15 protein-coding genes and 5 pseudogenes are annotated in these 21,224 nt (G+C 38.5%); 3 read left to right on the top strand and 17 right to left on the bottom strand.

Going from position 1 to position 21,224, the window contains the following annotated elements:
* Positions 1–315: pseudogene (locus NSQ85_RS10600) on the top strand (transposase); the annotation flags it as partial.
* Between the two features lie 58 nt (positions 316–373).
* Here the strand turns inward: NSQ85_RS10600 and budA are convergent.
* The 4 genes from budA to lepA form a co-directional block, all read right to left on the bottom strand.
* Positions 374–1,093, bottom strand: a complete 720-nt coding sequence (gene budA, locus NSQ85_RS10595; RefSeq protein ID WP_011227170.1) for an acetolactate decarboxylase — start codon at positions 1,091–1,093, stop codon at positions 374–376.
* 15 nt (positions 1,094–1,108) lie between these two features.
* Positions 1,109–2,785, bottom strand: coding sequence for an acetolactate synthase AlsS (alsS, locus tag NSQ85_RS10590; protein ID WP_340781826.1), 1,677 nt, complete (start codon positions 2,783–2,785; stop codon positions 1,109–1,111).
* 212 nt (positions 2,786–2,997) lie between these two features.
* A complete protein-coding gene (locus NSQ85_RS10585; RefSeq protein WP_179974479.1) occupies positions 2,998–3,339 on the bottom strand; it encodes a hypothetical protein in 342 nt (113 codons plus the stop codon).
* A 414-nt stretch (positions 3,340–3,753) separates the two neighbouring features.
* Complete coding sequence (gene lepA / locus NSQ85_RS10580; RefSeq protein WP_340781825.1) at positions 3,754–5,586, bottom strand: translation elongation factor 4; 1,833 nt, start codon at positions 5,584–5,586, stop codon at positions 3,754–3,756.
* 370 nt (positions 5,587–5,956) lie between these two features.
* Between lepA and NSQ85_RS10575 the strand changes: the two genes are divergently transcribed.
* Positions 5,957–7,186 carry a YkvI family membrane protein gene (locus NSQ85_RS10575; RefSeq protein ID WP_340781824.1) on the top strand — a complete coding sequence of 410 codons (1,230 nt, stop codon included), beginning with the start codon at positions 5,957–5,959 and terminating at the stop codon, positions 7,184–7,186.
* Positions 7,187–7,492: 306 nt separating this feature from the next.
* Here the strand turns inward: NSQ85_RS10575 and NSQ85_RS10570 are convergent.
* The 3 genes and pseudogenes from NSQ85_RS10570 to ndk form a co-directional block, all read right to left on the bottom strand.
* Positions 7,493–8,221: pseudogene (locus NSQ85_RS10570) on the bottom strand ((S)-acetoin forming diacetyl reductase).
* 210 nt (positions 8,222–8,431) lie between these two features.
* Positions 8,432–8,725 (bottom strand): rhodanese-like domain-containing protein, encoded by a 294-nt coding sequence (locus tag NSQ85_RS10565; RefSeq protein WP_179972932.1) that lies wholly within the window; start codon positions 8,723–8,725, stop codon positions 8,432–8,434.
* A gap of 1 nt (position 8,726) precedes the next feature.
* Positions 8,727–9,140 carry a nucleoside-diphosphate kinase gene (gene ndk / locus NSQ85_RS10560; protein ID WP_179973003.1) on the bottom strand — a complete coding sequence of 138 codons (414 nt, stop codon included), beginning with the start codon at positions 9,138–9,140 and terminating at the stop codon, positions 8,727–8,729.
* A gap of 166 nt (positions 9,141–9,306) precedes the next feature.
* Between ndk and NSQ85_RS10555 the strand changes: the two genes are divergently transcribed.
* Entirely contained in the window at positions 9,307–10,452 is a 1,146-nt protein-coding gene (locus NSQ85_RS10555; protein WP_179972931.1) for a cobalamin-independent methionine synthase II family protein, read from the top strand.
* A gap of 69 nt (positions 10,453–10,521) precedes the next feature.
* Here NSQ85_RS10555 and trmFO read toward each other — a convergent pair whose 3' ends face one another.
* From trmFO to NSQ85_RS10505, 10 genes and pseudogenes are all read right to left on the bottom strand, one after another.
* Positions 10,522–11,865, bottom strand: a complete 1,344-nt coding sequence (gene trmFO / locus NSQ85_RS10550) for a methylenetetrahydrofolate--tRNA-(uracil(54)-C(5))-methyltransferase (FADH(2)-oxidizing) TrmFO (protein WP_179974477.1) — start codon at positions 11,863–11,865, stop codon at positions 10,522–10,524.
* A gap of 127 nt (positions 11,866–11,992) precedes the next feature.
* A pseudogene (locus NSQ85_RS10545) lies at positions 11,993–13,367 on the bottom strand (sensor histidine kinase).
* A pseudogene (locus tag NSQ85_RS10540) lies at positions 13,358–14,016 on the bottom strand (response regulator transcription factor). Before NSQ85_RS10540 ends, NSQ85_RS10545 begins: the two co-directional pseudogenes overlap by 10 nt.
* A gap of 35 nt (positions 14,017–14,051) precedes the next feature.
* A pseudogene (locus NSQ85_RS10535) lies at positions 14,052–14,875 on the bottom strand (TraX family protein).
* A 116-nt stretch (positions 14,876–14,991) separates the two neighbouring features.
* Positions 14,992–17,136 carry a type I DNA topoisomerase gene (topA, locus tag NSQ85_RS10530; protein ID WP_179974476.1) on the bottom strand — a complete coding sequence of 715 codons (2,145 nt, stop codon included), beginning with the start codon at positions 17,134–17,136 and terminating at the stop codon, positions 14,992–14,994.
* A gap of 167 nt (positions 17,137–17,303) precedes the next feature.
* Positions 17,304–18,143, bottom strand: a complete 840-nt coding sequence (dprA, locus tag NSQ85_RS10525; protein WP_100262427.1) for a DNA-processing protein DprA — start codon at positions 18,141–18,143, stop codon at positions 17,304–17,306.
* Between the two features lie 65 nt (positions 18,144–18,208).
* Entirely contained in the window at positions 18,209–19,129 is a 921-nt protein-coding gene (locus NSQ85_RS10520; protein WP_100262428.1) for an ROK family protein, read from the bottom strand.
* 10 nt (positions 19,130–19,139) lie between these two features.
* A complete protein-coding gene (locus NSQ85_RS10515) occupies positions 19,140–19,907 on the bottom strand; it encodes a ribonuclease HII (RefSeq protein ID WP_100262429.1) in 768 nt (255 codons plus the stop codon).
* The gene (ylqF, locus tag NSQ85_RS10510) at positions 19,894–20,748 is read right to left on the bottom strand and encodes a ribosome biogenesis GTPase YlqF (protein ID WP_002950602.1); all 855 of its coding nucleotides are present in this window, start codon (positions 20,746–20,748) and stop codon (positions 19,894–19,896) included. The genes NSQ85_RS10515 and ylqF overlap by 14 nt, the downstream gene beginning before the upstream one ends.
* 127 nt (positions 20,749–20,875) lie before the next feature.
* On the bottom strand, positions 20,876–21,224 hold a 349-nt coding region (locus NSQ85_RS10505), incomplete at its 5' end, for a S24 family peptidase (protein WP_340781822.1).

Here is a 21,224-nt window from a genome sequence, read left to right as displayed (position 1 = left end):
CTATACACTTTATCAGCTCTTACTTTTTCATTTTCAGGAGAAGAGAGTAGATGAGTTCTTTGAACTGACAGATGAAAATAGAAGCAAGGTCAATCACTATTTTCAAACGGTCTTTAGGACTTTTCTTAGACACAAGCAATACATCCAAAATGCACTAGAAACAGACTATTCAAACGCAAAACTGGAAGCTACTAATAAGTTGATCAAAGACATCAAACGCTTGGGCTTCGGTTTTAGAAACTTCATCAACTTTAAGAAGCGTGTCTTCATCACTCTGAACATACATAAAAAGAGGACCTATCCGGCCCTCTCTAGATATTAGCTTTTCGTCACCCACTATAGTTGACAAAGAGACAGTATCTTATTTATATGCTTATTCAGCCTTAGTAATATCTTTACGCATTTCATCAACATTGAATTTAGCAAAGAGATATTGACGGTCTTGAACTGGGAAGCGTTGATCGAGTTGGTCAACTGGTCCAACTTCAATAATACCATTCTCGATAACAAAATCCATAACGTGACCACCGAATGTCAAGTCATCTGAAATAAAATGGAGATGGTAACCAGCAACACTCACACCGTGGAACATTTCAGGTGTCCAGATACCAACGATTGTCCCTGAAATATCATCTACCTCATACTCAGGTTGGCGAGTGGCAACATCAGCAAACTTAATGTCCGCATTTGATTTTGGAATCATGCGCACGTGCATGTGTTTAAAATGACCTTTGATTTTGATTGAACGGAAAAGATTGACCCCATCATAGTATGATTCAATACGATCCTCAAGTTCTTTATCAGTCATTTCATAACGTTGACGGAAGATAACTTCAGCTTGGTGAGGTACGACTGCTGCATAGGGAACTTTTTCATCAGGAGAAACTTCTACCACTTCGACTTTACCTTCAGAGCCTTTAGCTTGATAGGCTTTACCGTCAAGAACAATCAACTCACCATCAATAGAATCTAAAGTTCCAAGACCCAAGTCTCCATGCTCCAACAATTCACCAACTGTTAAAGTACCCCCATAAAGCCCAGCCATCAAGGCTCCCAAGGTATTATATTGAAATAATTTTATGGCTTCAGACATGTCTACACCCTCTTTTTAATAAAATTCATCTGGCAAGATAGTTTCGCCAAGTTTAATATTATCTTTATAATCAATTGGAACATCAATAAGGACAGGTCCATCTACAGCTTGTTCCAAAGCCTTTTGAAGCAAGCTAGCAAACTCTTCCTTACTTGTTGCACGATATCCTTTTACTCCAAAACTCTCAGCATATTTTACAAAATCAACTGGACCAAAGTCAACCCCTGAAGAGCGACCATACTTCATTTCTTCCTGAAATTCCACCATATTGTAATGACCATCATTCCATATGATATGAACAATTGGCAGCTTCAAGCGAACTGCTGTTTCTAATTCTTGTGCGGAGAAGAGGAAACCTCCGTCGCCAGAGACTGAAATTACTTTTGTCTTAGGACGCACTAAAGCTGCAGAAATGGCCCACGGAAGCGCAACACCTAGAGTTTGCATCCCGTTTGAGAAAAGCAAATGACGTGGTTCATAAGATTTGAAATAACGAGCCATCCAGATATAATGACTACCAACGTCAACTGTCACAGTCATATCATCCTCAGTTTGATCTTGTAATACTTCAATCAAATCTAGCGGATGTACCGTACCTTCTTTAGGCTGGCGGTCAAATTTAACATCTTCGACGACTGTATTTTTTAACCCTTTAAGATACTTGACTGAACCTTCAGGTAATTTGTAGCCTTGAATAGCAGGCAAAAGCAAATCTAAAGTTGTTTCCACATTACCAATCAATTCACGTTCTGGCTGGAAGTAAGTATCCACCTCTGCAGGTTCAACATCAATTACAATGATACGCGCTGAAATTTCGGCATTCCAGTTACGTGCTTCATATTCAATTGGGTCATAACCAATGGCAATAATCAAGTCAGACTTCTTAAGTAACATGTCACCGGGTTGGTTACGGAAAAGACCTACACGACCAAAGAAAGTATCTTCTTCAAGGTCACGTGACACAATACCAGCTCCTTGGAAAGTCTCTACAACTGGTAATTTGACATATTCCAAAATCTGACGAATAGACGAAGTGACAGCTTCTGATGAAGCACCATTTCCCAAAAGAAGGACTGGCAGAACCGCATTCTTAATAGCTTGTGCCAAGTAGTTGATATCAGAAACAGAGGCTGATCCAAGTTTTGGATCTGTCATTGGCTTAATAGCCTTGACACTGACTGTAGCATCAGTTACATCTTGAGGAATTGAAATAAAGCTTGCGCCGGGCTTCCCTGATTTAGCATGGCGATAGGCATTTGCTACTATTTCAGAAAGGGTATTAGCATCATGTACTTCAGCTGCATACTTAGTAATCGGTTCAAGCATGGCAACATTATTCATTGATTGGTGGGCACGTTTCAAAAGATCTGAACGTTTAACCTGACCACCAATAGCGAGGACAGGGTCTCCCTCATCCGTAGCTGTTACCAATCCAGTAGCCAAATTGGATACACCAGGACCAGATGTTACCAAAACAACACCGGGTTTTCCTGTAATTCGTCCAACACCTTGAGCCATAAAAGCAGCATTTTGCTCATGACGGGCAACTATCAATTCAGGTCCTTTATCTTCCAAGGTATCAAAAACCCTATCGATTTTTGCTCCAGGGATACCAAAGACATAATCAACATCATGGTTGATTAAACTATCAACCACTAAATCCGCACCATACAATTGCTTTTCATCCGACATGAACACAGTCCTTCTGGCTCTTCAAAATAGAGCACACTTTCCTTTCAAGTATAGGTCACAAAGAGTTAAAGCATGCTCCGTTTTTCACAAACTTTAACCACTTCACAATTCTATTATAATTATAGCACAGTTTTCAGACAACCTTGTGAAAAAAAGATTGTGAATCTTTGCACTTCAAACCTAAAAAGAAACACCTGATTGCTATCAGATGTTTAACTATTTTTTACCTTTGCAAATTCTCGATTGAGATAATTTTGTAAGCCTTCAAAAATTTCCAATAACTTGAGGCAATTTGATAAACTTGATCGCCCAGGGATGTCCACCACGTCCAAAGAAATCCTATCCAAGTCCTTTTCGTATAGAATACGGAAAGACACTATAGCTTTATCAGAAAAATAATTATCGCCAGCCATAATGTAGCACGCATAAATAATACCAACAGGATTAACAATCTTCAACTCAATACGAACTGCACCTATTCCTAAGGCCTCCACTTGCTGAAAACGTTCCAACATAGCCTGTCGCTGACTAGGAATAAAATTTGTGATATCCATAGTGGCCCTCCCAACTTTCCTTTTGTATATTATAGCCTAAAGCTGAGAAAAATGCTTGCGAAGGGGTTCCTGATAAGACTAACCCCCATGAATTCTTATCTAGCTTCTTTATATTCTCATATTCTCTAAAGTCTGATTTTATAGTGTTATTGTAATGTAGTAAGTGTGTTCTACATGACTAAGTACAACATATTGTTGACGACTACCAATAATCTCATTGGAAGTTACCTTATCTGCTTTTAGGGCAGTCTATAATTCTGCTACATGCTTTGTATAGCCATTTCACTAAAAAGAAAAGTATTTAGTATGGTCGTAGCATAAATCCTTCCACACTTTGAGAAGGTAAATTTAAAATCTTCTTTATCATAACTTTTTTACAAAAATAGCCAGAACATCACATTCTGACTATCATTCTTATTTCTCATCTTCGTCCATTGAAAGCACAGACAAGAAGGCTTCTTGTGGTACTTCCACCGAACCAATGGCTTTCATACGTTTCTTACCAGCTTTTTGTTTTTCGAGGAGTTTACGTTTACGTGAAACGTCACCACCGTAACATTTAGCCAAGACGTTTTTACGAAGAGCTTTGATATCTGTACGGGCAACAATTTTTTGACCAATAGCCGCTTGGATAGGAACTTCAAATTGTTGACGTGGAATAATTTTCTTAAGTTTATCAACGATAAGTTTTCCACGTTCGTAGGCAAATTCTCTATGGACAATAAAACTAAGGGCATCGACCTTATCACCATTAAGGAGAATATCCATTTTCACCAATTGTGAACGACGGTACTCTGACAATTCATAGTCAAAACTTGCATAACCACGAGTTGATGACTTCAATTTATCAAAGAAGTCAAAGACGATTTCAGCAAGTGGAATTTGATAGATAACGTTAACACGATTATCATCAATATATTCCATGGTTTCAAAATCACCACGTTTACGTTGCGCCAACTCCATAACAGCACCAACATACTCTTGAGGAACCATAATTTGAGCTTTGACATAAGGCTCTTCAATGGCATCAATACGTGTAGGATCTGGGAATTCAGATGGGTTGGACACTTCAAGCATTTCACCGTCAGTAGTGTTAACATGGTAAACTACTGATGGTGCAGTCATGATGAGATCGATGTTAAACTCACGTTCCAAACGCTCTTGGATAACATCCATGTGAAGAAGGCCCAAGAAACCACAACGGAAACCAAAACCAAGGGCTTGAGACGTTTCAGGCTCAAATTGAAGACTGGCATCATTCAATTGGAGCTTTTCAAGAGCCTCACGCAAGTCGTTATATTTATTTGACTCAATTGGATAAAGACCAGCAAAGACCATTGGGTTCATTTGCTTATAACCATGAAGTGGTTCTGCGGCTGGATTATCCGCAAGTGTCACTGTATCACCGACACGAGTATCCGCAACTGTCTTAATTGAAGCTGCTACATAACCAACATCTCCAGTTGCAAGGTAGTCACGGCCAACAGCTTTAGGAGTGAAAATACCAACCTCAGTAACGTCAAAGGTCTTGCCATTAGACATCATTTGAATCTTATCCCCCGTTTTAACCATTCCGTTAACTACACGCACTTGGAGTATGACGCCACGATACGCATCATAAACAGAGTCAAATATAAGGGCTTGGAGAGGTGCTTCCACATCACCTTGGGGCGCAGGGACTTTCTCAACAATTTGTTCGAGAATCTCTTCGATACCAATGCCAGCCTTAGCTGATGCAAGTACAGCTTCCGAGGCATCTAATCCGATAACATCTTCAATCTCTGTACGTACACGTTCAGGATCTGCCGCTGGAAGGTCGATTTTATTGATAACTGGTAAGATTTCCAAGTCATTATCAAGTGCCAAGTAAACATTGGCAAGTGTTTGTGCTTCAATCCCTTGAGCTGCATCTACCACCAAGATAGCACCCTCACAGGCGGCAAGGGAACGTGACACCTCATAAGTAAAGTCCACATGTCCCGGTGTGTCGATAAGGTGGAAAATATAAGTCTCGCCGTCTTTAGCTGTATAGTTAAGCTCAATGGCATTCAGTTTGATAGTGATACCACGTTCGCGCTCAAGATCCATACTATCAAGGAGTTGTGCCTGCATCTCACGACTTGATACAGTCTCAGTCTTTTCCAAGATACGGTCAGCAAGCGTTGATTTACCATGGTCAATATGAGCAATAATTGAGAAGTTGCGAATCTTCTCCTGTCTTTGTTTTAATTCTTCAATGTTTGGCATTTTATTCTTTCCTAGTTCTTACTTGTGATTGTTAAAAAACGGACCGTTACCTCCTATTATACAAAAAAGACCGGCTTTTGCCTATCTCTATCTACCAGATTACATAGGTTATTCACACTTAGTTGTCTTTTACCAAACATCAAAGGAATTTCTTCTTTTAATGAGTTTATTACTTTAGATGTAGCTTCATTAGTAACAAAATTCTGAATAATTACAGATTCTCTAAGCATCTTTACCACTAAACAAAGAATATGTAATATTTTTGTTAGACTTACTAATTAAAATAGAATACAATAATATTTTTGTTAGACTTACTAATTAAAATAGAATACAATAATCTTTTTTAGAAATAAATAATTGAAAGGATTTTATGTTTAAGAAAATTTTATCAGTAGCACTTGCCTACGTAGGAATCATTGTCGGTGCAGGACTCTCGTCTGGACAGGACCTTATACAATATTTTGTTAGCTTTGGATTAGTCGGATTATTAGGCGTTTTAGTTCTCGCTGTACTAAATACTTTTTTTGGGAAAATAATTCTTACACTAGGAAGTTATTATCGGTCTAATGATCATTCTGAAGTATTATCTAAAATAGCTCATCCAATTACCAATAAAATCTTAGACCTATCCCTTATTATTTCTTGTTTTGTTATTGGTTTTGTCATGATTGCTGGCGCAGGTTCTAATTTGCATCAGCAGTTTGGTTTTCCTATTTGGATTGGTGCCTTGATTTCTACAACCCTAGTCATTATCGTCAGTTTTATGGAATTTGAGAAAATCACTAATATCATTGGAATATTCACACCAATAATAATTATTATGATACTCATTATTGCTGGTCAAACTTTTATCGGTAAGAGTTACAACCTTAACCATCTAAATATGGTTGCTCGTCAACTTACACCTGCAATGCCGAATATTTGGATGGCTGTCATAAATTATTTTGCACTTTGTGTGATGACCGGTGTATCCATGGCATTTGTACTTGGAGGCTCAATTATGCGAATTGGTGTTGCCAAAAAAAGTGGTACCATTGGTGGTGCTATAGTCGGATTGATTATTGCTGTTGCTTCACTTGTTTTATTCGCTAATGTAGATAGTATAAAAGGTGTTGATATTCCCATGTTAATTTTAGCCAACAGGGTTCATCCATTGTTTGCGTTTACCTACGCAATTGTAATATTTGGTTTAATATTTAACACTGCCTTTAGTCTTTTTTATGCTCTCGCTAAACGATTCTCAGGTGATAATGTCAAGAGGTTTCGTATTTACCTTATCACCTCGGTAATAATTGGTTTTATTCTTTCATTTATGGGATTCAAGGAACTTGTCGGACTCATGTATCCAATTTTGGGATATATTGGAATGATCATGCTATTTGTCTTAACAGTTGCTTGGATAAGAGACAAACAAAATATTAATGAAGAAATGAACTTGCGTCGTCAAATGATTACTCTAATTAACAAAAAATTCCATCCTAAAAAAGTTTACTCAAAAAAAGATAAAGAAAAATATAACGCTTTAGGGGAAGAATCAATCATTCAAACAAGTGAATTAAAAAAAGATATACATGACCTTGTGGAAGATGAAAACAGCTAAAATATAACAGTAAAAAAGTATCGTTGTAGTGCTTATTAATGATTGCAGAGCGTTTGTTTTCTGTAGAACTACTTGAAAATGGAGCTAAACAGAAGGATAGTACAACAATTCCCAATAGAATGAGACTAAAAAATGGGTGCTCTATAATATAGTGTAAAATATCTGACATAGACAGGCCCTTTTTAAATCATAATTATTTACGATTATATTGTCAGAAATATTATGTTTTATCGAGCAAGAAAAGAGAGCCTTTCGCTCTCCCTTTTAACCTTAATGCAATTGCATACCACCATCAACGATGATTGTTTAACCTGTGATGTAGTTTGAGTCAGGTCCAGCTAGGAAGCTAACTGCTGCTGCAACATCTTCAGGTTCTGACAAACGTTTGAGGGCAATATCTTTAGCAAAAGTTTGCATACCCCACTCATCATCTTTACCAGCATTTTTACCAACTTCGTGGGCAATGGCAAACATCATTGGAGTCTTAACGATACCTGGTGCATAAGCATTTACAGTGATACCTGAATCAGCCAAGTCACGCGCCAAAGTTTGAGTAATACCACGAACTTCGAATTTAGTTCCACCATATACAGTTAAGTTAGGGTTCCCTACGACACCTGATTGTGAAGTTGCATTGATAATTTTACCACCATGACCAAGTGATTTAAATTGTGCTTGGGCAGCTTGTGTACCCCAGATAACTCCACCAAAATTAATGTTAAATGTACGTTGAAACTGTTCTTCAGTAATAGTGTCAAGGGGTGTTGTTGATGCCACACCAGCATTATTAACAACAACATTCAAGTCGCCAAAGTGATCAACTACTTTTTGGAAAGCTGCTGCTGCCTAAGCTTGTTTAGACACATCTGCTACAACGGAAAATGCCTTGTCTTCTGATAACTCAGCAACTGCTGAAAAAGCAGTTGCTGAGTTATAGTCCAATATCCCGACTTTAAAACCATCTCCAACCAAGCGTTTTGCAATCGCAAAACCAATACCATGACCTGCACCTGTAACAATAGCAACTTTTGACATACAAAATCCTCCTCTACCAATTGTAGTCACAAGCTTAACCACAAGCCCTATCTCAATTGGAATATGCTAAGTTAATCAAGTTCTGGCAAAGTCATTTTCATAGGCTTTTTCTTAACTCATTTAGAATCTTACCACTTTATGAAAGCGTTGTTAATAATTTGTCATGCTTTTTGAAAACAAATAAGATCACCACTAGTGACCTTATTTGTTTTATTTTTCAAGCTTAAACCCTAGTGCTTCCATATCACCCAGGCCACCTAAAGTGGTAACCTTAGTATAGCCTCGTTCTTTCAGTACTCCTGCAGCAAATTCAGCACGAGATCCCATTTTACAATAAAGATAAATTGAATCGTCTTTTTTAGCTGGAATGTCAGCTGTGAAAAACTGTGTGTGAGGTATTAATAAGGCATCCTTAACATGACCTTCTGCGTACTCTTCTGGAGTCCTGACATCAATTAATAGTCCATCCTGAGCTAATTCTGATTGAATCTGTACTATATCCATCCTACTCACCAAACCAAATCTTAATTTCTCGAGCCGCAGATTCTTCTGAATCAGAGCCATGAACGATATTTGGAATCATGTCACCATCTGGTGCTGTTGCAAAGTCTCCACGAATCGTTCCAGGAGCAGCATCCCCAGGATTAGTTGCTCCCATCATATCACGCCATGACTTAATAACACCTGGGCCGGACATAATACCAATAACTGCTGGACCACTCATCATGAATTCAGAAATACTAGGGAAAAAGGGTTTATCAGCCAATTGGGCATAATGTTCTTTAAGACGTTCTTCGTCAAGCATCAGCATCTCCATACGCTCAATAACGAAGCCACGTCGCTCAATTCGATTAAGCACTTGACCAATTAGATGGCGTTTAACAGCATCTGGTTTAATAATAAAGAATGTTTTTTGCATATTCCCAACCTCATCGTTTTCTTTCCATTTTACCATAAGAAGTATCATTTTGCAGAGCTAAACCTTATATAGTCTAAAACTATATCCACAGCAAGAAATTAACTATTTTTCATTAATTCCACTAAGAAGTAATATAGATGTAAATAGACATTTCGAGGTAAATTTAATGACAAAATCTAAATTCCAATTAGTCGGTTCTCTTCTTCGTCCTGCGGATCTCCGTAAATACAAGGATGAAATCGAGCATCGTGACGACATCCAGTATCCTTTCTATGATGCCCTTCCTGGTTATCAAGAAATTGAAACTGCATCTATTAAGCGAATTGTGGCTGACCAAAAAGCTAACGGAATTGACATCCTTACCGATGGGGAGTTTGGACGTTCTATGTGGCACTTGGACTTTGTCTGGGGACTCAAAGGTATTGAACGCTACATTGCTGAGCATGGTTATACTTTTAAAGACCATGATGGTGGTCAATATGAAACACGTAAAGATATCGGTATTCGTATCACTGAACCTCTCTCAGGTAAAAACCACCACTACCTAGATATTTACAAATTGGTTAAGGCTGAAGCTGGTGATGAAGATACCAAACAAACTATCTGGGGACCTGCTCATGCCTACACTGAACTTGCTATCTTTGATCGATTGGCTGGTCCTGGACAAGTCTATGAAACAAACGAAGAACTCAAAAAAGGTTTGATTGATGCCTATAAAGAATTCTTGAATGAATACAAGGCTGTTGGTGGTAAAATCGTTCAATTTGACGACTGCCTCTGGGAACTTTTTGACCCATCAAACCCTGCAAGTTTCTATTCAGACGGCAATGGTGATTTGGCAGAATTGGCCGATGAATTTGTTGCTATCAATAACGAGGTTGTTGACTATGCTCACGAACTTGGTTTAACGGTTTGGACACACAACTGTCGTGGTAACTATGAAAGCCGTTCTGCTGCTGAAGGAACTTACGAAGCCATCGCTAAGAAATTCTTGGCAGAGCAACACTATGACCGCTTCTTCCTTGAATGGGATAGCGATACAGCTGGTGATATCAAAGCTCTGGAAGCCCTTAAAGACAGTAAAGCTGAAGTTGTACTTGGGCTATTGTCTTCTAAAACGACTGACCTAGATGACGAAGAACGTGTTTTCGATTTGCTTGAAAAAGCGAGTCAAATCCTTCCAAAAGAACGTCTTTTCCTATCTCACCAATGTGGTTTCGCCTCATGTGACTCAGGTAATGAGCTGGCAACACCTCAACAATGGGCTAAAATAAAACAAGGTCAAGAAATTGCTAAGAAATTCTTTGGCTAATCGATATTTCTATTCGCTCCTCTCTAAAACGAAAAGCCTTCACTCTTGTGAGGGCTTTTTATGTTAGCATCAAGCATCTATAAAAGTTTGCAAATCCTTAAGAGCTCTTTCTGCGATTTTTTCATAGCGCTCTTTCTTGTCACGAATACGTGGGCCTTCTAATTCTTTGATAATACCGAAGTTAACATTCATTGGTTGGAAATGTTTACTTTCAGCATGTGTCACATAATATGGAAGGCTACCGATTGCTGTTGTATGAGGGAAAACAACTTCATCTTCACCCTTAAAGAGACGGGCTGCATTGATTCCAGCAACCAAACCTGAGGCAGCTGATTCAACATAACCTTCAACACCAGTCATTTGTCCAGCAAAGAACAAATTAGGGTTTGATTTTGATTGGAAGGTCTGTTTAAGCAAGTTTGGCGAATCCATGTAAGAGTTACGGTGCATTACTCCATAACGAACAAATTCTGCATTTTCAAGACCTGGAATCATTTGGAAGACACGTTTTTGCTCCCCCCATTTGAGGTGGGTTTGGAAACCAACGATATTGTAAAGGTTACCAGCCGCATTGTCCTGACGAAGCTGAACAACCGCATAAGGTGTCTTGAAGTCACCATCACGTGGACCCATATAATCTTCAGGATATTCCAAACCAACTGGTTTCATAGGACCGTAGAGCAATGTTTTAATACCACGTTTAGCCATAACCTCGATAGGCATACACCCTTCGAAATACTTTTCTTTTTCAAAAGAATTCAAAGGAGCTTCTTCAGCTGTAGTCAAGGCCTCATGGAAGGTCATGAACTCTTCCTTGGTCATTGGACAGTTTAGATAAGCTGCTTCACCCTTGTCATAGCGTGACTTAAGGTAAACCTTGTTCATGTCGATAGTTGCTTTATCAACGATTGGTGCGGCGGCATCATAGAAATAGAACCCGTCTCCACCGTTAAGCTCATGAATCTTTTCAGCTAAAGCATCAGAAGTTAAGGGACCTGAAGCAATAACTGTAATAGCATCATTAGGAATTTCTGTGATTTCTTCACGGATAACTTCAATTAAGGGATGACTTTCAATTTCAGCTGTCACTGCTTCTGCATAGCCTTCACGGTCCACCGCCATGGCACCACCTGCTGGCACACGGTGAGCTTCTCCATTACGCATAATGATAGAGTCCAAACGACGCATTTCTTCTTTTAGAAGCCCTACAGCATTGGTCAAGCTATCTCCACGGAAAGAGTTAGAGCAAACCAATTCTGCAAAGTTTGTTGTCTTATGCTGTGGCGTTGCCTTGACACCACGCATCTCATAGAGTTTTACCGGAATTCCACGTTTGGCAATTTGATAAGCTGCTTCAGAGCCGGCCAAACCAGCTCCAATCACGTTAATATAATCTGCTTTTGATTGAGACATGACACTAATACCTCTTCGGGAACAAGAGAAAATCCTATTCCCACTAATCTTTCTTCATTTTTACTCTTATTTACTCTTAGTAGTATAGCAAAAAACTCCTCGTCTGGCGACTAGGAGTCATCTGAGTTTAAAGGGGTAAAATGATAGTTACTTTAGCACCACCTCTTGTATGGTCATTTGAAAGAGAAAGACTACCCTGGTGTAATCGAATAATATCATTGGCGATAGTCAGACCAAGTCCACTGTGATTACGACTTTGTCTACTTTTATCCTCCTGATAAAAGAGCTGAATAGCCCTTTCAAGAGATTCAAGAGAAAATCCAGGTCCAGAATCGAGGCAGATACTTGAATTCATCTTCTTCTACCCTAGCGGTCAGGAGCAACTGACTGCTACTGGGTATATGCTCTACGGCATTTGAAACAATATTCATAATAGCTCTATTCAACAAGGACTTATCCCAATTGCCTATGCTTTCTTTCGCAATTTCCTTCTTGTCAAATACCACCTTGATTTGTTTCGTTTGAGCTAATGACAAGGTTTGATCGTAAATGTCTTCAACAAATTCCTTAACTGGAACTTCTTCAAGCGTCAGGGTCTTCTTCAAACTCATTTTGTTGAGTTCTGATAACTCTTTTACATAAGCATCAACCTGTGCAATACCTTTTTGAAAATGCTCTAACAAGTCCATTTGATTTCCATCCAAGGACGTCATAGCTAAGAGTTCCGCATTTCCACGAGCAACCGTTAGGGGCGTCTTTAAGTCATGTGTCAGGGCAGAAATCTGATTTTGTTTATCTTGCTCTGCCTTCCAATTTTCCATCAAAGACTCACGAAGTGCTATACGCATATGATCCAAACCACTTAAAACCTGATTAAATTCCTTAATTGTAGACTGAGAAGTTTGAAAATCCAAATCTTGTTGGGAAATTTTTTCAGTAACCCTTAATATAGGTTTAAGTTGCTGACTCAATTTATTTGCATAATAAAAAGTTAAAATAATAAATATGATTAAGATAGATACAAACATTGAACCAATCATCATAAGATCAGCATTGGGAAAATGCTGGTTCATCCACTCATTACGGTACCGAGGTGATAGTTGATAATTGACAATGACTATGCCATCTGACCGTTCAAAAGACTGAAAATATCCGTATTTCTCACCGTGAGCATTCTTGAATTGGTAATTTAGTAAGGATTCTTCTTGCAAGTTAACAGGCATGTTAGACTTTTTAAGCTTAAAATCCCTAGTTAAAAAGACATAACTCGTGCCATCAGGTAAAATCTCGGGATTAAAGACCTTAGAAGTTTCAATATCACTTCTCACAGCAGACAAATCACTCTCAACTTGATTTGCTGGAATCACAACTCCAAAACGAAAAGACAAGCTGAACAAATACAAAATAAGAAGACTGCTGATTACAGAGAGAACTGTAAGACTGACGACATAAGATAACAAGATTGTTCTTAGAGAGTGTTCTCGTTTTTTTATTAGTGCCACTTGTAACCAATCCCCCAAACTGTTTCAATAGGATTTTGCCCAACTTCTTTAAGCTTTGCTCGGATATTCTTGATATGTTCAGCCACTGCTGCCGGACTGCCTTTATCCTCATAGCCGTACAAATGCGTGTAGATTTGTTCTTTTGAAAAAACTTGGCCCTTATTTTCAGCTAAAAACTGGCAAATACCATATTCCGACTTTGTCAAATCTAACAACTGATTCTCAATATAGAGCTCTTGAGCAGACAAGTCAAACTGAAACTCCCCAAGTGAAAGCTTATGGTGACGCTCACGATGTTCACGTCTCAAGTGAGCTGCAACACGCGCTTGGAGTTCTTTAACCCCAAATGGTTTGCAAATGTAATCATCCGCACCATAACTCAACCCTTGGACAATGTCTGCTTCTTGCGTTTTAGCTGTAATAAAGAGGATTGGGCAATCCACCTGATTTCGAATCTCATGGCAAAACTGTAGACCGTCAACATTAGGCATCATAATATCCAGAAAATCAGGTCAAATCGAGGTAAAGAGTTCTTATCCAAATCTAAAACACTCGTAAGCCCTGTCACATTATGGTTTTGAAGCTCTAAAGCCTTTACAACCAATTGAACAATATCTTCTTGATCATCAATAACAAGTATATGAGCCATAACCTTTCCTTTCGTTCAAAGTTACTCTTATCATATCATCTATAGAAGATAACTGACAAGGCGTAAATGAGATAAATATGGGTTGGGTAAAAGACATAGAACAAATATTTTGACCCTTTTCCTCTTTGACCGTTATAACAAAGCATTAAAGGAGCTGCAAATATTTCCATCCATTCAATGTATTTGAACAATAAATCGTGAAAAGATGGTCTACTTAAAACAATTGCCATTAGTACCCAAACGAGACTAACACTCAAAAAAGCAAGCACTTCTTTCTTAAGATTCTTGTGACAAAGATACATAGCGATACCGGTCAAAAGTAACCATGTTCCACCATCGCTGATAGATGTATGAGTTGGCAACACTGTAAAATTAAGTAAATTTAGGATGAACATCAAGATTGGTTTGTCTTGAGCTGACAGATAAAAAGTCACCATTAACCATGGAAGCAACAATGGAAAAAGTAAAGTTGGTATCCCTTTAAGGTATTTCTTTTCTTGAATCCAAGTAATGCCTTGAAGAGCAACGAGCAAAATTGCGAATGACGACAGCATCATATTTTGTGGAAAGAAACCATCTGGTCTAACTAGAGGATGTAGAAAATTATAGAATCCAAATTGAATCAGTCCCATCACAATTGCTAAAGAATAAATCTTTAGGAAGTATTTCTTCCGGTTATGGGTATGAATAAAACCCTCAATCACACAAAAAAGGAACAAGGGTGCTGCTAATCTACCAATCATAGCAAACCAAATAGGGATTTTCCCTGTATAATTAAAAAATAATGAATGTGGTCGAATACCATAGTAATTAGGGCTATATATTTGAGTTGGAAACCTGATAAACTTAAACGTTTCATAATAACTCTCCTTTCTTTTCATTCTTAGTATAAAAAACAAATTTAAGGAAAGTATCAGTTTTTTTGACAAAATACAAAAGGCTATCCCAAGTCAAAACTTGGGATAGCTTTCTTCTTTATTTTATAACAGATTCTTTGTAGTCACACTCTTCGTTACTACAGATAACTTGCTTGCCACCACCACGTACTTTCTTCTCCACGAGGTAATCGCCTGATTTAGGACAGTTACGTCCAATAGGGATATCCCACGAGGTAAATTCACAGTCTGGATAGCGATCACAACCATAAAAGACACGATTGCGTTTTGTCTTACGCTCGATGACCTGACCTTGCCCACAGGTTGGACAAGTCACACCAATTTCTTTAGTAATAGCCTTAGTATTGTGACAGTCTGGGAAGTTACTACATGCATAAAACTTACCGTAACGACCTAGCTTGATAACCATTGGATGGCCGCAGAGGTCACAATCAAAACCAGCAGGTTCATCCTTGATTTGGATTTTTTCAATACCTTCTTCAGCTTTTTCCAATTCTTTTTGGAAAGGTTTGAAGAATTCATCAATAACCTTCTGCCATTGTTCCTTACCGATTTCAACTTTATCGAGTTTGGCTTCCATCTCGGCAGTGAATTTAACATCCACGATATCTGGAAAGAATTCTACAATTAAGCTATTAACGATTTCACCGAGTTCAGTTGGTTCAAAACGTTTAGCCACCAATTTGACATAATAGCGACGTTGAATAACATCAAGCGTTGGTGCATAAGTTGACGGACGACCAACGCCATTTTCTTCCAAAGTCTTAATCAATGTCGCTTCAGAGTAGCGTGCCGGTGGTTGCGTAAAGTGTTGTTCAGGCGTTGTCACAACCTTCTTAATCGTATCACCTTCAGCCATTTCAGGAAGCATTTTATTCTTATCAGAGTCGTTGTAAACGGCCATATAACCGTCAAACTTGATTTGACTACCATTTGCAGTGAAAATGACACCATTTTGAGACAAGGTCACCTTCATCGTATCAAATACTGCAGCCGTCATCTGACTAGCCACAAAACGATTCCAAATAAGGGTATAGAGCTTAAGCTGATCCTTATCCAAATACTTAGCAATACTTTCTGGTGTTTGGAAAACATTTGAAGGACGGATAGCCTCGTGAGCATCTTGCGCCGCTGAACTATTTTTCACCTTGCTTCCATGTTTAGAATACTTAGAGCCAAAGCGTTCTGTAATAAATTCAGCCGCTTGATTTTGAGCCACTGGACTGATACGTGTTGAGTCCGTACGCATATAGGTAATCAAACCTTGAGCGCCTGAACCAAGATTAATCCCTTCGTACAACTGTTGTGCAACCATCATAGTCTTACGTGTACGGAAGTTGATTTTATTAGCAGCATCCTGTTGTAGTGATGATGTTGTATATGGCAATGGCGCATTACGACGGCGTTCTTTTTTCTCTACCTTATCAATGTTAAAGTCGTCACTTATGATACGAGAGAGAACGTCTTTAACATCGTCGTTATTGTTGAGCTTGAGCTTTTTACCATCAAGACCATAGAAGCTAGCCTGAAACTTCTTAGCACCCTTCTTAAAGGCACCATCAATTGTCCAATATTCTTCTGGTTTAAAAGTCTTGATTTCATTCTCACGGTCAATAATAAGCTTAAGAGCTACCGATTGCACTCGACCTGCAGAAAGACCTTTCTTAACCTTCTTCCATAGAAGAGGTGAAATAGAGTAACCCACAATTCGGTCCAAAACACGACGAGCTTGCTGAGCATCTACTAAGTCCATGTCAATGGCGCGTGGCTCTGCAAAGGCATTCTTCACCGCGTCTTTAGTGATTTCGTTAAAAACTACACGATTCTTATCTTCTGGATCTAATCCAAGTATATGTGACAAATGCCATGAAATAGCTTCCCCTTCACGGTCCGGGTCACTTGCGAGAAAGACTTTCTTGGCTTTCTTAGCTTCTTTCTTTAATTCTTTGATAAGGGGTCCTTTACCACGAATATTGATATACTGTGGTTCGTAGTTGTTTTCAAAATCAATAGACATACTTGATTTTTTCAAATCACGGATATGCCCTACTGAAGCAACAACTTTATAGTTGCGCCCAAGGTACTTCTCAATGGTTTTCGCTTTGGCTGGAGACTCCACGATAACCAAATTTTTCTTCGGTGTCGCTCTCTTTTTAGTCGCCTTTTTAGCCGTTGTTTTCTTTGTTGTTTTAGTTTTCGTTTTTGTTGTCGTTGCTGTCGCCATAGACTATTTCCTTATAATGTTATAAACTGGCTGTGCCACTAATCTGTCTAAAATATAGTCACAAGACATTAAAAAATGAAACATCTTGGACCAAGCAACTAACATGATACCGTCCTTTTCTTTAACTGTCAATAAGAAACTTTTTCTCTATAGGAGAAGTTTGATTTTCATGAAAACTCTGAAATGATGTCAAATCCTGTAGTAATGCACTTTGCGCCCTCTTGAATGAGGTAATGGCATCCATCCGATTTTCCATCTAAAATATTTCCTGGTATGGCGAAAACATCTCTCCCTTCTTCCATTGCACGCTCACAAGTAATAAGACTTCCCGAGCGAATCTTAGCTTCAACCACCATAACTCCTTGACACAATCCAGAAATTATCCGATTTCGTTCAGGAAAATGGTATTTAAGTGGCTGTTCACCCGGTCCGTATTCTGTAAGAACTAAATGATTTTTAGCCATATAGTCCTGTAAAGCTTTGTTTTCTTTAGGATAATATACGTCTAGCCCAGTCCCGATAACTGCAATGGTGTTACCTTTATTTTTTATGGCCTCCATGTGAGCACAAGTATCAATTCCACGCGCCAAGCCACTTACAATAGTAAAGGCGTTCCCAAGTTCATGAACAATTTTTCGAACAGACTGTTTTCCTGTTTCAGAACACTTTCTGGCACCAACTACTGCTAACTTGGGTTTACTTAGCAAATCAATATTCCCTTGATAAAAGAGGAGGACAGGAGGATTATAGGAATGTTTCAGCTCAATGGGATACTCCTTATCAAAAATTGATAAGGTCGGAAAACGTTGAAAATCTTCCTTAAGCTGCTTAACATCTAAATTCTTGTATTTTTCCATAAAGAGAACGGCATTTTTAGACTTAGATACCACTGCCATATCACGTAAGCTCAATTTTTTATCTTGATTTTTTTGATAGTCTAAAATGTTAAGGATGTTTAAATTCGTCAATCCAGCAGCTTTTAGTTTAAAAAGTTCAAAGTTATTCATCTAACTACCTCCATTTCATTATTCGCAAGAAAAAACAAAAAAGTCCCTTACGGAACTTTTGTTGACTATAAGGCATTTTCAGAAGCAAAATACGATGCTGCTCCTAAGAGGTTACTATCGTTATGGAAATGACAAGATTGAATTGTTATCGGATCAAAACCTAATTCAGATTCTTCATTAAATGACTCTTCATAAGCATTAACAAGACCTTCTATCAAAGAATTTTGTCTGCTAATGCCTCCACCAATAACAACTCTATCCAACTTGAAGAAACCCTGCAAATTAAGAATCAGAACAGCAATTTCATGACAATAGTCCTTAAATAGACGTTTTAGTTGTCCAGAGTGATTATCATCTAAAGCGGAGAAAACAGCTAAACCATCGTCCTGTTCTAAACCAAGTATTTGACTAGCTTCATGAACGAAACCTACCGCAGAACCTTTATTAGCGACAAGACTAAATAGAGCATGCTTAAATAGCCCCCACTGGAAAGGGAGAACAGTTTGACCCAAGCTTTGGGGACTTGGAGCACGCAAATATTGGGTAACCGACAGAGGTGTTAACAAGTCTCCCTGTGAGACAAGTCCTAAGCCAACACCAGTACCCAAGACCAAGGCAGCACCACAATCTACATCCTGTAAACTACCATATCTTGCTTCAGCCAAAGCTGCTGCATCTGCATCATTAATAACTTTTACAGGAAGTTGAAATATTTTGGACAAGCGTGTCCCAAGAGGAATAGATGTTAAATAAGGGATAAGGCCACCCTTGAAAACAAAGCCATGTTTACTATTAATTTTGCCTGGACATGCAATGGCAATACCAGAGATATCATTTTTAAATGATGAGACTATGCTTTCTAGAATCCGCCAAAAGTCGTCAATTGTCGTTGGAGTTGACTCTTTAGATTGACTGCTAATTCTAAAATCATCATCAACTAATCCAAATTTAATAAAGGTTCCTCCGATATCAATGGCTAAAATCACTCCACTTCACCTACTTTTTTATTATTGACTTTATTGGTTCAAAGCTTCTTCTATGAATTGGCGTAACACCAAACTTATCTATTCCAGACAAATGCTCTTTGGTGCCATAGCCTGCATTTTTGGCAAAGGCGTATCCAGGAAACTCCTGCTCATAATCAGCCATCATCTTATCCCGAGTTACTTTTGCTACTATAGAAGCTGCTGCAATAGATAGAGAATTAGCATCCCCTTTTATGATTGAGGTTTGTTCTATAAGTAAGTCCAAATTCATGGCATCAATTAGCAAATGTTCAGGTTGGGGATTGAGTTTTTCAATAGCTTCTATCATGGCTAACTTGGTAGCTTCATAAATATTGACATCATCAATCACATAATTATCCTTAATACCAATACCGACAGCTACTGCCTCCTTCATTACCTGATTATAGATAGCTTCATGTTTAGATTTTGGAATCTTTTTACTGTCATTTAGACCTTTTATTTTGCAAAGCTTTGGTAAAATGACCGCAGCCGCTACAACTGGCCCAGCTAAAGGACCACGTCCAACTTCATCGACACCTGCGATGAGTTCTATTCCTCGAGCATAGAGTGATTTCTCATAATTAAGAAGTGTTTCTAAACGTTCTTCCTCAGCAAGTTCAGCGAGGATAGCCTTACGGCGTTTCCTAATGGCAGCTTGTACACCAGTCCGACTATCTTCCTCAAAACTTGCCCATCTAGGGTCGTCAAGATCCCTCAAAATAGCCAATTGTTCCTTGACTTCTTTAATTGTCGCCATCAGTATCGACCCCAACAATATCAAGAGTATAACGGCCTAGTTTTCCATCACGAACATCTTTGACAAAAAGATTGTAAAAACGGTCATAATCTTCACGAAAGCCAAGTTTTCGAGTCATTTCCATGATGATTTCTGGTGCTTCTTCTTCAAGGTCAATCCCTTTAAAGCGTTCCTCTAGTCGTTCTGGGTAGTAAGTTTTAAAGTAGTTGAGACCAAAAATCGTGACTTCATCCATTGGTAATAACTGGTCCTTGATGGCACCAGTTAAAGCGAGTTTCAATCCAACCAATTCATCTTCAAACTTAGGCCATAAAATCCCTGGAGTATCAAGAATTTCTAAGTCCTTATTAGACTTCAACCACTGTTGACCTTTTGTAACGCCAGGCTTATTTCCCACAACAGCAATCTTTTTACCAGCTAGGCGGTTCATCAAGGTAGATTTTCCTGCATTTGGAATCCCAATAATCATGGTTCTCAAGGTCTCTTTCTGAATACCACGTTCACGTAGTCGTTGAATCTTTTCAGTCATAAGACTCTTAGCAGCATCTGTTACCAATTTAACTGTAGATTGTTCCTTGGAATTAATGGCCAGGGTTTTAATCCCTTGACTCTCAAAATAGGTACGCCATTCTTTCGTACGATTATCGTCAGCAAGATCAGCTTTATTGAGAATTAAAATCTTTGGTTTATCGCCAACAATTTTGGTCAACATAGGATTCTGACTTGAAAGTGGCAAACGTGCATCCACCAAAATCGTTACAAAATCAACATGCTTAAGATTTTCCTGAACCTGTCGACGGGCCTTAGACATGTGACCTGGAAACCATTGAATAGTAGCCATGTATGCTTCTCCTTTTGTATTCTTAGCAAAATATCATTTAAAATCTTTAAAAAAAGCCAAATCATTGGCTTTGCTTTAGTTATATTATAACAGATTTAGTTTGGGATGCCCAATTGTTATCACTTGGCTAAGCCTCAATAGGCATGAAGTTACCAACAATTTTACCGATGATTCGAGGGTCTTCATCATAAGGAGCAAATTTGTCACCATACCGTTTATTAAGAGAAACCAAACGAAGACCATCCTCCTCACGATAAACCTTTTTGATATAGGTTTGACCATCCCAGTCTACAGCATAGACATCGCCATCATAATCAAAACCTGTTTGTTTGATCAGCACGACTTCACCATTTAGGTAGGTAGGTTCCATAGAGTCTCCAAATACCCATGATGCAAAATCATGATCTATTTCTTCATCGTAGAAAACTTCATCATAATTGCCATCACCAAAATAAGTATAACCTGTTCCGGCTGAT

Source organism: Streptococcus sp. FSL L8-0526 (assembly GCF_038007145.1).
Classification (GTDB): Bacteria; Bacillota; Bacilli; order Lactobacillales; family Streptococcaceae; genus Streptococcus; species Streptococcus thermophilus.
Note: the sequence above shows the minus strand (reverse complement) of the source record. Positions and strands in the feature narration are given on the sequence as shown.

Bases quoted from the DNA above. Each gene is read 5' to 3' on its own strand.
- budA (WP_011227170.1), bottom strand. From the start codon at position 1,093: ATGTCTGAAGCCATAAAATTATTTCAATATAATACCTTGGGAGCCTTG.
- alsS (WP_340781826.1), bottom strand. From the start codon at position 2,785: ATGTCGGATGAAAAGCAATTGTATGGTGCGGATTTAGTGGTTGATAGT.
- NSQ85_RS10585 (WP_179974479.1), bottom strand. From the start codon at position 3,339: ATGGATATCACAAATTTTATTCCTAGTCAGCGACAGGCTATGTTGGAA.
- lepA (WP_340781825.1), bottom strand. From the start codon at position 5,586: ATGCCAAACATTGAAGAATTAAAACAAAGACAGGAGAAGATTCGCAAC.
- NSQ85_RS10575 (WP_340781824.1), top strand. From the start codon at position 5,957: ATGTTTAAGAAAATTTTATCAGTAGCACTTGCCTACGTAGGAATCATT.
- NSQ85_RS10565 (WP_179972932.1), bottom strand. From the start codon at position 8,725: ATGGATATAGTACAGATTCAATCAGAATTAGCTCAGGATGGACTATTA.
- ndk (WP_179973003.1), bottom strand. From the start codon at position 9,140: ATGCAAAAAACATTCTTTATTATTAAACCAGATGCTGTTAAACGCCAT.
- NSQ85_RS10555 (WP_179972931.1), top strand. From the start codon at position 9,307: ATGACAAAATCTAAATTCCAATTAGTCGGTTCTCTTCTTCGTCCTGCG.
- trmFO (WP_179974477.1), bottom strand. From the start codon at position 11,865: ATGTCTCAATCAAAAGCAGATTATATTAACGTGATTGGAGCTGGTTTG.
- topA (WP_179974476.1), bottom strand. From the start codon at position 17,136: ATGGCGACAGCAACGACAACAAAAACGAAAACTAAAACAACAAAGAAA.
- dprA (WP_100262427.1), bottom strand. From the start codon at position 18,143: ATGAATAACTTTGAACTTTTTAAACTAAAAGCTGCTGGATTGACGAAT.
- NSQ85_RS10515 (WP_100262429.1), bottom strand. From the start codon at position 19,907: ATGGCGACAATTAAAGAAGTCAAGGAACAATTGGCTATTTTGAGGGAT.
- ylqF (WP_002950602.1), bottom strand. From the start codon at position 20,748: ATGGCTACTATTCAATGGTTTCCAGGTCACATGTCTAAGGCCCGTCGA.